The sequence below is a fragment of the Mitsuokella sp. AF21-1AC genome (assembly GCF_003458855.1).
Classification (GTDB): domain Bacteria; phylum Bacillota; class Negativicutes; order Selenomonadales; family Selenomonadaceae; genus Mitsuokella.
Window position 1 is genome coordinate 13,975 of the sequence record NZ_QRVW01000025.1, and the last position, 13,112, is coordinate 27,086.

9 protein-coding genes are annotated in these 13,112 nt (G+C 59.2%); 3 read left to right on the forward strand and 6 right to left on the reverse strand.

Annotated elements, in window-relative coordinates; translation table 11 throughout:
• Positions 1-357 precede the first annotated feature (357 nt).
• From DWX75_RS09255 to DWX75_RS09265, 3 genes are all read right to left on the reverse strand, one after another.
• The gene (locus tag DWX75_RS09255) at positions 358-1,584 is read right to left on the reverse strand and encodes an MFS transporter (RefSeq protein ID WP_233519555.1); all 1,227 of its coding nucleotides are present in this window, start codon (positions 1,582-1,584) and stop codon (positions 358-360) included.
• A gap of 391 nt (positions 1,585-1,975) precedes the next feature.
• A complete protein-coding gene (locus DWX75_RS09260; protein WP_233519556.1) occupies positions 1,976-2,902 on the reverse strand; it encodes a LysR family transcriptional regulator in 927 nt (308 codons plus the stop codon).
• A 391-nt stretch (positions 2,903-3,293) separates the two neighbouring features.
• Positions 3,294-4,028 carry a PolC-type DNA polymerase III gene (locus tag DWX75_RS09265; RefSeq protein ID WP_158558783.1) on the reverse strand — a complete coding sequence of 245 codons (735 nt, stop codon included), beginning with the start codon at positions 4,026-4,028 and terminating at the stop codon, positions 3,294-3,296.
• Between the two features lie 108 nt (positions 4,029-4,136).
• Here DWX75_RS09265 and crcB point away from each other — a divergent pair, with 108 nt between their 5' ends.
• Complete coding sequence (gene crcB / locus DWX75_RS09270) at positions 4,137-4,535, forward strand: fluoride efflux transporter CrcB (RefSeq protein WP_118016045.1); 399 nt, start codon at positions 4,137-4,139, stop codon at positions 4,533-4,535.
• Positions 4,536-4,602: 67 nt separating this feature from the next.
• Here the strand turns inward: crcB and DWX75_RS09275 are convergent, their stop codons facing one another.
• Together DWX75_RS09275 and DWX75_RS09280 are read right to left on the reverse strand one after the other, a co-directional pair.
• Positions 4,603-6,015, reverse strand: coding sequence for a protein O-GlcNAcase (locus tag DWX75_RS09275; RefSeq protein WP_158558784.1), 1,413 nt, complete (start codon positions 6,013-6,015; stop codon positions 4,603-4,605).
• A gap of 213 nt (positions 6,016-6,228) precedes the next feature.
• Complete coding sequence (locus tag DWX75_RS09280) at positions 6,229-8,982, reverse strand: zinc-ribbon domain-containing protein (RefSeq protein WP_118016047.1); 2,754 nt, start codon at positions 8,980-8,982, stop codon at positions 6,229-6,231.
• Between the two features lie 236 nt (positions 8,983-9,218).
• On the opposite strand from DWX75_RS09280, the gene DWX75_RS09285 reads away from it, so the two are divergent.
• Both DWX75_RS09285 and DWX75_RS09290 read left to right on the forward strand, forming a co-directional pair.
• Positions 9,219-10,688, forward strand: a complete 1,470-nt coding sequence (locus DWX75_RS09285) for a hypothetical protein (RefSeq protein WP_118016048.1) — start codon at positions 9,219-9,221, stop codon at positions 10,686-10,688.
• A 14-nt stretch (positions 10,689-10,702) separates the two neighbouring features.
• The gene (locus tag DWX75_RS09290) at positions 10,703-11,611 is read left to right on the forward strand and encodes a DMT family transporter (protein ID WP_369974345.1); all 909 of its coding nucleotides are present in this window, start codon (positions 10,703-10,705) and stop codon (positions 11,609-11,611) included.
• An 86-nt stretch (positions 11,612-11,697) separates the two neighbouring features.
• Here DWX75_RS09290 and DWX75_RS09295 read toward each other — a convergent pair whose 3' ends face one another.
• A complete protein-coding gene (locus DWX75_RS09295) occupies positions 11,698-13,059 on the reverse strand; it encodes a PhnD/SsuA/transferrin family substrate-binding protein (RefSeq protein ID WP_158558785.1) in 1,362 nt (453 codons plus the stop codon).
• Positions 13,060-13,112: the final 53 nt, after the last annotated feature.

Here is a 13,112-nt window from a genome sequence, read left to right on the forward strand (position 1 = left end):
ATCAACATCACATCATGCACACTGTTTTAGGCACTTCCGTTCATTCAGAAAATTAAGCATGCGCTGTCGTTTCTTCTGTGATAGATTCGCCATGACGTCTCCCTCCACACCTCTGATTACGGATATTGTTGATGTATATATTGTAACACATATGTGTATAGTACATCAATTATCTACACAAAATAGTATGTGATTCCACTCCAGATACGCACGCAAAAGCATGACATGCTCTTCCTAGCAGACATCTGCAGCAAAGCTCTCAACAAAATCCCTGCAAAAGAAAAACCGCTGGCGGCGGAAAAACTCCACCAGCCAGCGGCTTGATTTTCTCGAAGACGACGTATCCGGCAAAGAGAATTATGCAAACTCTTCTTCTTCGACCTCGTTGACGGCTGCCTGCTCCTCTGCATCGGCGGCGACCAGATGGCCGGCGTCGCGGCGGCGTGCGTAGAGAACGTAGTAGAGAGCAGCGCAGCCGATGGCGGCGATGCCGACGAAGAAGTAGATGCCCTGGAAGCCGAGCGACTCCTTGAAGGCGCCGAGCATGTACGGGCCTACGCCGAGGCCAAGGTCGAGCGCGATGAAGTACGTCGAGACGGCGACGCCGATGCGGACTTCTTTAACGAGCTTGACGCAGATGGCCTGGCCGTTCGACATGAACGTGCCGTAGCCGAGGCCGACGAAGACGCCGGCGAGCAGCATCATCCAGCTCTGCGTCGTGATGGAGAGCAAGAGAAGGCCGATGGCCAGGCAGGCATACGTCGGATACATGACGAAATCTTCACCCTTGCGGTCGAACATGACGCCGGCAATCGGGCGGGCAATCGTGATGGCGAGGGCGTAAACAACGAAGAACAGGGTACCGGCGGCCATGAGCTGGAGCTCCGCTGCATAGGAAGCGAGGAAGCTCAGGACACTCGAGTAGCAGACGGCGACGCAGAAGGCAACGATGGAGATGGCCGTGACTTTCGGCTCGAGGAAGTTGGCGATGTGGATCTCCTTGAGGGCAGCGCGGTGCTCCTCCGTGAGTTCCATCTCATCGACATGCATGACGGCGACAGCACCGAGGCAGACGACGATCATGCCGATGCAGAAGTAAATGATGTCCTCGAACGGGAAGATCTGCTGCATGAGCATGCCGATGAAGGGGCCGATGGCGGCAGCCAGGCTCATCGAGAGGGCATAGTAGTTGATGCCCTCACCGCGGCGTGCGGCCGGGATCATCGTCGAGACGATCGTGCTCGTAGCCGTGGAAGCGATTCCATAGCCGATACCGTTGAGGCAGCGGACGAGGAAGAGCATTGGCAGCGAATGGATGGCGAAGTACATGAACGTCGTGGCGAGATAAAACAGGATGCCGGCGTACAGCATTTTCTTGCGGCCATAGAGCTCAACGGAACGGCCGGCGAAGAGACGGGCCAGCAGCGTGCCGAGGATGAAGATACCGGAAGCGAGGCCAGCCTCACTCATCGTAGCATTCAGGGAATGAATGGCTTCCGATGCGATGATGACCATCAGCATGTAATAGATGATGTAGATGAGGAAATTGACTAACGTGTCCAGTATGAATCCTTTGGTCCACAACCGAGATTTTTCTGCCAAGATATTCAGCGACCTTTCTAATTAAAAATGTAAGATGAACAGATAAAAGATATATGATGGTTATAGATTATAGGGGCTCTCATAACATTTGTGTAGCGCATAAAAAAGATGGGTATCATCGTCAAAAACGATTGCACCCATACTTTTCTCGTATTATCTTCTTATCTGCATCTTTATTTCTTGATTTGATTAGCGTATCATGCAGAATCATACAGAACCACCATAGTTTAAATGCATGATACGGATAAAAACGCGACAATCGAATGAAATACGAATGCATTTTTTTACCTGGTCTTAGCAGTTCCTGACAGGAAGACCTGGCTTTAGGGGCAGTCCATGCGATGTCAGCCAGAAGAAAAAGCGATGACCACCCTCATCCCTGCTTCTTGGGAGCCTGCTGCGCCGCGTGGAAGGAGGCGAGCACGTAATCGACATACGTCTGGATCAGGCGAATCTTCGGACTGTCCTTCTTGTAGATCAGGCAGGCATCCGTGCGCAGAGGCTTTACAAGCGGGTATATTCCCTGCCTGCAGCCCATCGTCTCGAGCAGCCGCTCCGGCAAAAGGGCGCCGGCAGGATTCTGCTGGCAGTAATACGCCATGGCGTACGGCGTCGAGAGGCGCGCTGCCGTATGCGGGCGCTTGCCCGCCCCCTTGCAGTACTGGACGATGGTATCGTTCATGATGAATTGTTTCGGATAGAGCACGACGGGAGACGCGAAGATCGTGTCGACGGTGACGGGCTCCTGCGGCAGGTCGAGCAATGGTGCGTAATAGACGATGTTGTCCCAGCAGAAATGCTCGATGACGAGCTCCGCGGCCGGCATCTCCGGCAGCAGATAGGAAGAGACGACGTCGAGCCTGTCGTCCATGAGCGCGCAGAAGAGCTGTTCGCGCTCGAGGTCGTAGACGTTGAAGCGGATTCGGCTGTTCTGCTCGCGGAAATGCGCGATGTGGCGGTTCATCTGGACGTCGCCGAGCGTCCGCAGGATGCCCACGTTGAGCTCCATCTGTTCGGCCCCCTCGGCTGTGCGCAGATCGTAGACGATCTTGTGGAGCTCCTCCATCCAGTCCCCGATGCGTGCGAGGAAGCGTTCCCCCGCCGGCGTCAGATGGCTGCCGCGCTTGGAACGCTGGATGAGCGTCACCCCGAGCGTCGCCTCGAGCTTCTTCATCTGCGCGCTGAAGGCCGACTGCGTGATATTCGCCTCTTTCGCCGCCTGCGTGAAGTTCTGTACCCGTCCATAGATGATAAAGCATTCCAGCTGGGAAATGCTCGGCAATTCTTCCATCATACTCATGCGCGTCCTCCTCTGCCCGGTTCCATGAAATATGTCCATTATTGTATCAGAAACACAACAAAAAATGCAACTCATTTTCTCATGGCATTCCGTGCATCTTTCCAATGCCTCAGGGAAACGAAAAGGCCGGAACCTCAAGCGGGTTCCGGCCGTCATCTGCAACGAATGAAGGGCGCCAACTCCTGTCTCTATGACTCGTGGTTGGCGTTCAAGTCTTAGATCCTGACTGGAATTGGCAAGATAAATACCTTTCGGCAGCCAACCTATCCCCTTCGTATAATAGTATACGAAAAAGCGTCCGTTTAGTAAATACATTCCCATCGTATTCCAGTACAAAATTCTTTGTAAATTCGCATAATAGGTGCGTGTTTGCCGCTGATAAGGAGCATTTTCAAGAATTTGTCATGCGTTTCAGGTAAGTATGGACGAGTTCCTGTCCGCCCCGGCGGGCCATGAGGTCGGGCAGCCATTCCGGCCTGCACGCGCCGAGCGTCAGGAGTTCCTGCAGCAGCACGTAGGAGCCGACGGCATCGGCAAAGGCCCGGTGCTTCTTGCGGTTCTGCCAGCCGAAATACTCAAGCAGTACCTCGAGATTGTACTTGCGGTTCCGCGGCAGGAACTGCTGGGCGAGGCGCACAGTGTCGAGATAGCGCGGGTAAAAGCTGATTTCCGTGTGCTTGTCTCGATTGATGCGCAAAAGCGCCAGATTGATGCTCAAGAGGTCGTTGTCGCCGATGGCGTGGCCGACGACGATGTCGTCGGGCCTCACGAAATCCAGGAATTCCGGCAGGACCTCGGGAAGCGGCCGTTCGTGCTTGAGGTCTTCCTTGAGCAGCCCCGTCATGTCCTGCACCGTGCGGTTGATGAACGTCCGCGGGCAGCAGAGCCGCTGGAAGCATTCGACCGTATCGGTCGCAAGGTCCAGCCGCAGGGCGCCGATCTCGATGATGTCGTCGGGGAATGGCCCCGCGAGCTCCAGGTCGAACGATACGACGCCAGTTGGATGCAGCTTCGCCAGCTTGTCGCAGTGGATGGCCTGGGCCCGTATGGCCCGCTCGAGCTGCTTCTTGCGGCGGCGCTGCCGTTTGAGGCGCTCCTGTCTTGCTCTTTCCTTATCAGTTCTCATAATATTGTCCTTTGTCATGGTATGTCAAGGGATTTGCCAAAGTCTCCCGCGGCGCGTATAATGATACCGTTCCATTTCGCATGTTCCGCGTTTTATTCTGGAGGCCTTATGCAAAATCTCTTACTCGTTTTCGTGGGCGGCGGCATCGGTGCCGTCTGCCGTTATCTGAGCACGACGAGCATCGGCGCGCTGTTTGGGACAAACTTCCCGTTCGGCACGCTGTTCGTCAACACGCTCGGCAGCCTGCTCATGGGCTTCATCATGGGCATCCTGCTGCTCATTGCGGAGCGCACGGGTTCCCTCATGGCAGAGCCCATGCGCCTGCTCCTGACCGTCGGGTTCCTCGGCGGCTTCACGACGTTCTCGTCCTTCAGCCTCGAGACGGTGACGCTGCTGCACGGCGGCAGCTTCCTGCTCGCGGGGCTCAACGTGCTCGCCAATGTCGTGCTGTCACTCGTGATGGCAGCGACCGGCCTTGTGCTCGCACGGTTGCTGCCCCTCTTTTAAGCGTTCCTGGAATCCTTGGGCACCAGAGCGCCATGAACATCATGCATGCTCGTTCTCGATGGATGACTTACGGCAGGGCCAGGACGCGCTCGATGAAGGCGACGCCCGATGTTTCCGAAAGCCTTCCCATTCCTTCCTTTTCCTTGATGCTTCGGTACTGTGCCCGCAGGGAGCGGTGCAGGGCAAGGCGCTCGCCGCTTTGCCCTGCTTTTTTTGCGCGCAGAAGCGCAAGCGCCGTCTCGTCCGCCGCGAGGATGCGCCGGAACTGCAAAAGCTGCGGCCGGCATTCGTTGCGTACCTCCTTTGGCAGCTTTAGCTGCAGGCGGCGGCAGGAGGCCGAAAGTGCCTGGATCTCCTCTTCGGCGGCTGCAAACCGCTCTTCCGTCGCGCCAGACGGCCAGTCCTGCAGCAGTGCGTCGGTCTTTTGCCGCAGGGCCTCGCCATCCGGCCGCCCGATTTTTGCCCAGTCGTTCTCAAGGTGCTGCGAATGGTCGGCAAAGCGCGCCATGTCCTCGTGCAGCGGGCCGTACTGCTCGGCAATCGCCTGCTGCCAGGCCCGCTCGGGATCGTAATTCTGCGGATCGCGCGCATACGCTGCCCCCGTCGCGAGTGCGATCTTCGAGAGAGCTTCGTATTTCATCGGATTGAAGAAGATGGCCGGGATCTTCCTCCCGCGCGGCAGATCCGTCACGGGCCCGAGGGCCAGCTTGCTCTCCATGTAATCGTTGACAGGATAATTCCACCAGATGCCAAGCGGCCGGCCGTAGAGCGCATCCGCCTGCTGCAGCTCGTCCTGCGTGATGCCCGACGGCACGACGCCCTCGCCCGTGTAGAGCACGAGGATATCCTTGCTCAGCGTCTTTGCAAATGCATCCGTATACGGCTTGCGCGCGCCGTCCGGCGTCACCATGTCCTGCCGATAGTATTCCGTCGGCACCGTCAGAAAGATGCCGAGATCCTTGTGGCGCGCCGCCATGTCCCGCCGGATATCGTTGAGGAACGCGGCCTGCCCGGCCCCGTCCCTGTCCTTGATGTCGTCAAAGAAGATGGCAAAATCGCGCACGCCGAGCTCGTACATGCGCGAGAGCTTCTCGAGCATGGCCGCGCGGTCTTTTTGACCCGCCTCGCCCGCAAAGGAGAGGTCGAGCCCGGGCGAAACGGCAAAGATGAAGCGCACCTTGTCGGCCTTCGCGCGCCGGACGAGCTGCGCGAGATCCTGCAGCTTGTCTACAGGGTACGGCTCACGCCAGCGCTCGCGGTGCCACGGGTCATCCTTCGGCGCGTAGATGTAGGCATTGAGCTGATGCGCGCGGCAGAAGTCGAGGATGTCGAGGCGCTGCGCTTCCTGCCAGGGCGTGCCGTAGAAGCCCTCGATGACGCCGCGCAGCGGGATGGCCGCAGCCTCGCCGGCAGCAGGCATCATGACGAGCAAGGCAAGTCCTCCTGCTGCCAGCCGCCTGATCTGCGGCCATCTCCTCATCTTCGGCATCCTCATGCGCATCTGCTCCCTTCCCTGGCCCTTGCCTGCCTCTTAAAATAAAATATATGTACAACTGTACATGCAATGAGTCAATGGTAAAAATTGTACTAATTCTCCTTCTATTTTATCATATTCCCGGCCATTTAAAAAGGGCTCTCCGCAGCAGCCGGCTGCAGAGAGCCCTTTTCTCCGTCCATGTGAGGAACGTCACCGTTATTTCCCCGGCTGCGGCAGCAGCACGAGATCGTTTAAAAGACTGCAGAATATCCGGTCTTCCTCCTGCTCGCCCTTGAAGCGGGCCAGCACGGTGCCCGTGGCGAGCTCCACGAGTTCTTCATCGCGATACTTCACCGGCCCCAGCTCGTCAAGCGAAACCCGGATGCCGAGGGAGCTGATGAACCGGCCATCCCCGGTGATCAGGAAGCCTTCCTCGCCCTGCCCCCAGAAGAGGGAATGCGTCGAATCGCAGAGCAGCATCACATCGCCCGGATTGACGCCCGCCCGCCGGCCATAGGCCTTCATGGCCGTTTCAAGCGGCATGGACAGTTTTTCACCGAAATAGTAGAACTTGGCCTTTGCCATCTGGTCTTCCATGGCGGCCACGAGGCCGTCGATGCGATTCTCCAAAGGCACGCGTGCCTTGCGGCTTTCCCATTCCGCCCGGATGGCGGCCTGGTCCTCCGCCGTCTCAGCGGCCTTCACCGCCTGCCGGTAGAGGCGGCAGGCTTCTGCCAGATCAAACGCTGCCCTGTGCGCATCGGCGCAGAGCCCTGCGGCCTGCAGCAGGGCTTTCTGGCTGCCAGCTTCCATGGCTGCCCGGTAGTAGTCCATGGCTTCTTCGTCCTCGCCCTGCGCTTCCATCGCCCTGCCAAGCAAAAGTCCGAGTACCCGGATCTTTTCTGCGGCACCCGGGTGGTTCTCCTCAAGGGCCCGCTGGTAGTTCTGCCAGGCCTGCTGCACGTCCGCGAGGGCCTGTGCGCCCGTCTCCGCAGCGGCCTTTGCTTCCCACTGCTGGCCCGCGGCAAACGCGAGCGCCCCGATGGCCGGCCCCGCGGCTTCATACCCGCAGGACTGCGCCTTATCGTAGCATGCCGCAGCCATGGCCTTATTTACTTTCACGCCCCTGCCCTGCTCGATCATCTGGCCCAGATGGAAGTAAGCCGCACCTTCGCCCTCTGCTGCCAGCTTCTTGTACCAGTCAAGAGCCTCGGCGTATTTCCCCTGTGCCTCAAGTTCTTTGCCTCCCTCAGCAGCGAGTCTCCTGTAGGCAGCGCACTGCTCGTTCTTGTTCGCCTTGAGCGTCTGGTAGAGCGCCCAGCCTGCTTCCCGCTTGCCCAGTACGGCCGCTTCCACGAGGGACCACTGCGCATCTTCCTTTTGCCCTGCTGCCGCCTGCAGTCTGCCCGCCTGCCAGGCACCTTCCGCACTGCCCATCTCCGCGGCCAGCCGGAAGGCCGGAAGCGCACGCTCGTTGTCGCCTGCAAGGAGCGCAGCCTGCCCCTGCCGGAGGCTCTGCTTCTGGGTATCCTGCGCCCAGGCTTCCGCCGCGCCGGTGAATTTCACCAGATGGAAGTGGACATGCTGCGCGTCCCAGGCCGTTGCTTCCGGATAATCAAGGTCCAGGACCACCTGCTCATCCATGCCCCAGAAGTCCACGTCCCGGGCCTCGGCGGGAATCCAGTAGGTGCCGGCGGCCAGCGCGACATCCACATGCGGATCATCCTTTCCGCAGACGATCTGCGGCAGGTCCCGGAGCCTGATCAGGAGCGCCAGGAGCATCGCCGGGCCGCATACCGGATACATCCGCCGGCGCAGGAAGGAGGGCTTCCAGTCTGGATAACGGAAATCCGCCGGGACGTTCCGATCGGATACGCACCCGGCCCAGACGGACTGAGCCAGGCGGAGTTCCGCACCTTCGGCCGCGGCGATGCCAAACACATCTCTTGCGGCAGATGGCTCAAGCGCCAGCAAAGCCTGATAGACGGGCAGCGTGTCCCCCGTAACCTCCAGACAGCTGCAGAGACCGCTCATTGCCTCTGCTTTTCCGATTTTCCCGTCGGCGAGGCGCGTCAGGAGGTTCTGGCGCCGGCTCGCCGCCTTGTCCGTCTCAAACGACACGCGCGGCAGATTGCACTCCTCCACCAGCAGCCTGTCGACCTCCGCGAAGAGGTCACTCAGGCAGACCTCGTTGATGAAGTCATACGCCATGGCCGGATAATCCCGCTTGGCGCTGCGTTCCCGGATGAAATCCTCGAGCCGGCGGGAATAAGACTGGCCCGTGACGCTGCGCCCGAGCGAGCTTATGGCATCCTGCGCCGTGTTCATCAGCGACGCTTTGATCGTGCCCGTGATGGCGCCCGTGATGCCGAAGCCGCCGCCCCGCCAGCTCGCCTTGTCGGCCATCTTTTCCACCGCCAGGTCCTTCTCGTACGCCTCGATCGCCGCCCGATCCTCCAGCATGGCCTTCACGAGAGATGTCGACGCGATGGAATCATCGAGCCGGTCCCAGAGGTCCTGCTTCGTCACGTAATCGATGTGATGGCCGATGAGGAGATCGACGGCCTGTTCAAAGAGCGGGTCACAGACGGTCATGCAGTACTTGAGCACCTGCGCCGAGAACTCCACGGGATTCTCCACCGCATGTTCCTTCAGGTGCCGGTCGATCTCATGCCGGGCCAGCATGGCGATGCGCGTCCCCTCCCGGTTGAACGGCGCCCAGAGCTGGTTGTAAAGCGCCGTAGCCCGCGGCAGGTCCACCGGATATTTCCCTAGGACCGTGAAATGGCTGCCCGGGATATCGGGGAGCGGCTTCTTTTCAAGAGCCGGTGCCGGCATCTCCATCGCCGGCTCTTCGGAGGCAGCAGGCGCTGCCTCTTCCTCGCCAAGCCCTTCCGGGACCTTTGCCCCGCAGTTAAAGCAGAATTTAGCGTGATCCGGCAGCTTCGTGCCGCATTTCATGCAAAACATAGTCAAGCCCTCTTCCGTTCAAAAGTCTGTCGTTATCGTAAAAGTTCGCCATCCGATTTCCGAAATCCTGCTGCTGCTGAACTGGAAACGTCGGGGAAACCTTTCGGGAAAATTTTGACACGGCCGGCAAAAGCGAGATGAAAATCCGGCGCCTGCATGGTACAATAAGGAAGGATTCATTTGATGCTGCAAACCAAATGACCCGTACCAATACTGAAACACAAGGAAGGGATATTATGTCACTGCCTTTTTTCTCCGGCAGCCCCGGTGCGCTGCTGACGCTGCGGCGGAAACGCTGGCTGCGCCGCGCCTGCCTGCTGCTGCTCGCGCTCATCGCCCTGCTGCTCATTTTCCTTGAGGTCCTCTCGCGCGGCGCGGCCATGATCTTCAACCGCGCCATGGAGGACCAGGATATGCTGCGCGGCACGATCACCGTCGACCGCATGATCTCCGATATCACGGGCCACGTCTACTTCGACAATCTTGCCTGGTACGACCCGGACGGCAACCCCATCCTCACGATCCCGAGCGGCGATTTCCGCGTCAATGTCTGGGATGTCTTGACGAAGAACTTCAAATCGACGACCATCGAGGAACTCAACGTCAACAACGCCGCCATCTCCGTCCACCTCAACGACAAGATGCAGATGGATTTCGTGCGGCCTTCGCCCGACCTCGACAAGGTCAGGGACGCCGATGACGACGACTGGCGCAACAAGGTCAGCCTCGATTCGCTCAACGAGGAGCAGCGCCGCGCCGTCGGCGACTGGCGCCGCCAGAAGCGCCAGCAGAAGATGCAGAAGAACTGGCAGAATTTCAACCGGGCCGGCCGGCGCATCCGCATCAAGCTCAACGCCCACGACTGCCGCATGGAGGTCTTTTACCGCGACCGCCATTACCTCATGAATCACGTCCAGATTGCCGTGAACGGCGATACCGACAAGGATATGGAGCTCGCGCTTTCCATCGGCGGCTTCGGCGGCACGATGATCGGCGATGCCATCGCGCTGAACGGCAAGGTCGATTTCACCAGCCAGCCGGAGCCGACGTGTGACCTTGCGCTCGTGCTCTACCAGATCGATCCTTCGTCGCTGGGCTTCGGCATGAACATCCACGACAAGATGACGCTCTCCACGTACTTCACGGGCCCGGTGTCCCACCCCATCGGCACGGGCACGGTGCATATGGACCAGCTCCACATCCCGGCACTCTACTTCACGAATGTCGACGGCAGCGTCTACTATGAGAATTCGCTGCTCTCGTTCCGCGATGTCACGGCCAACGTCTACGACGGGGATCTGGCGGCCTACGGGGATTACGACCTCGACACGCGCGTCTACCATCTCTACGGCCACGGCACGAATCTCGACACGGGCATCGCGCTGCCCAAGAGCCGCCTGCACTGCCGCGTCGAGATGGATCTCGCCATCGAATCGAAGGGCTCGGCCAAGAAAACCGTATCGTCGGGCTCCTTCACGTCGGGGCCCGGCCAGTACCGGCGCATCCCGTTTGAGAGCATCAGCGGCCGCTTCACGGATGAATACCGCGACCTGCATTTCTACGATGTCGCCATCGCGTTCAGCGGCTTCCGCGTCACCACGGACGCCCTGCGCATCAAGGACAACAAGCTCATGCTCAACCCCATTCACCTGACGGATCTTTCCGGCCGCACCATCTACACGTACGACCCCGAAAAAGGACTTTGAGAAAGGATGATACCGTGACTACGATTTCCCCTGCTTCTGCCGGCATGCGGCGCCGTGGCATCTGCCTCGCGCTGACGGGCGCGATCCTATGGGGCGGCTCCGGCGTCGCCGGCCAGTACATCCTGCAGGACTGCGCGTTCCAGACAGAATGGCTCGTGGGCGTGCGCATGCTGCTCTCAGGGCTTTTGCTGCTCGTCATCGACATCACCCTGTATCGTCAGAACATCTTCTCCCTGTTTGGCGAGAAGCGCGATGCCATCGAGGTCCTGGCCTTTGCTGTCTTCGGCATGCTGGCCGTCCAGTACACGTATTTTGCGACCATCAAATACAGCAATGCCGCCACCGGCACCATACTGCAGTACCTCATGCCCATCGTCATCGTCTGCTACACGGCCCTGCGGACGCGCAAGCTGCCGCGGCCCGTGGAACTCCTCTGCGTCTTTCTCGCCGTGGCCGGTACCTTCCTGCTCGTCACGCACGGCAATCTCTCGGCGCTCGCCATCTCGCCTGAGGCTCTGTTCTGGGGCCTGCTGTCGGCGCTAGCCGCGGCCTTCTACACCGTCCAGCCCAAGCGCCTCATCCGCAAGTGGCGCCCGACGCTCGTCACGGGCTGGGGCATGTTCCTCGGCGGCCTGCTCTTCATCCCCATTTCTCACCCGCTCGCCTTCACGGGTGTCTGGAATGAGACGTCCGCCCTGCTCTTTGCCTACATCATCGTCTTCGGCACCGTCATCGCCTTCGGCTGCTACCTCGGCAGCCTGCAGTACATCCAGCCCGGCGAGACGAGCATCCTGGGCTCCGCCGAGCCCCTCTCGGCCATCCTGCTCTCCGTCTCCTTCCTGCACATCGCGTTCGGCCTCTTCGACCTCATCGGCACCGTCTTCATCCTCGCGACGGTCTTCATCCTCGCGCGCCAGAAATGACGGCAGCAATCCGGCACCTGTGGCCATAAAAAACACCGCACAGCATGACAGCTATGCGGTGTTTTTTCATCTCGACAAATGTAGACTCATTCCTGCGGCGGCATGTTCTTATAGACATCCGGCGTGGCTTCGGCGATGCCGTATTTCTCGCTCTGGGCATCGTAGAAATCCATCAGGACCTGACGGAATTCGTTGCGGAAGGCCGTGTCGTCATAGAGCTTCTTGCTCAGGAGCAGCGGCTGCTCCGGGATGCGCTCCATCGCGATTGGCAGGATGTAGACGCTGTTGCGCGCCGTGTTGAGCTCGGCGGCATTCTGGTAGACCTTCAGGCCGAATTTCTTGTTGAACGCAAAGTCCTCAAACAGGGAACTCTGCAGGACGAAATCCCCGACGAAGGCCGCATCGGCCTTGACGCCGTTATCGGCGGCGTGGATGTTCTTCGGGTCGCTGAAATCCATCGGTGTCTGCTCGGCCACAGCCGTGAACAGCTGGTAATGGTAGAGGCCCGAATAGAGGTGCAGGTCCTCTTTCTTGAGGCCGAGCTTCTCGAGCGCCCGCATCTGCAGCGTGTACGACGACATGGATCCGTCCTTGCCCGTGAAGATGTTCTTGCCCTTGAGGTCGCTCAGCGACTTGATGCCCGAATCCTTGTTCACGATGATGTAGCCGCTGTAATCGTGTGCTTCGCCATCGTTCTTAAAGGTCTGCATCGCAAAGGCCACGCCGTCTTCCTTGCCCTTCATGATGCGGCTGTAGCAGGCAGGGCTCGTCTGCATGCCGTCGACTTCGTGCTTGGTGATCTTCTGCTCCGTACCGGCGTTCTTGTCGGTGCCGCTGCCCGTGTTGACGAATTTGACGCCATCATAGCCACGGCTCTGGAGCTCGCTGCCCATCTTCTGCCATACATCGACGGCCAGCATCTTCGCAATCTGATCGTTGTAGAACTGCAGCCCGAAGACAAACGGGTGCTGCGGGTTCTCCGGCAGCGAGGAGCTGCCCATGGCAGGTGCCTGCGTGCCGAGGTAGCGCGAAGCGACGTATACGTCCGGCATGTCGCGCAAGGGCTTATCCGACTCGATGATGAGCTCACCGGCACCGTTGTAATACTGGTACGTCTTGCCCTGCTGCCTCTCCTGCAGGCCGGCCACCGGATTGGCGATGCGGTACCACTCGCTGTTCGAGGAGTCCAGTACCTGCACCTTGGCTCCGGCTACGAGTTCGCCCATGGGCTTGAGGTTCGTGCTCGCGTCGCGGCGCAGGCAGAGGCGGTCGGCGATGACGTAGCGTTCGCCCGTGCCCGTGGCGACAGTCTTGCCCGACTGCATGGCACGGTAGTCCGCCATGCGTTTCTGATAGGCGCCGAGCACCTGATCCGTGTATTCTTTCGGCGTGGGGCTGAAGTCCTTATATAAGGCATAATTATTATATGCAAAATAGGCAATAACCAAAAGACCAACTACAAGAAGAAAACATATTATCTTCTTTTTCCGTTTCTTTTTTT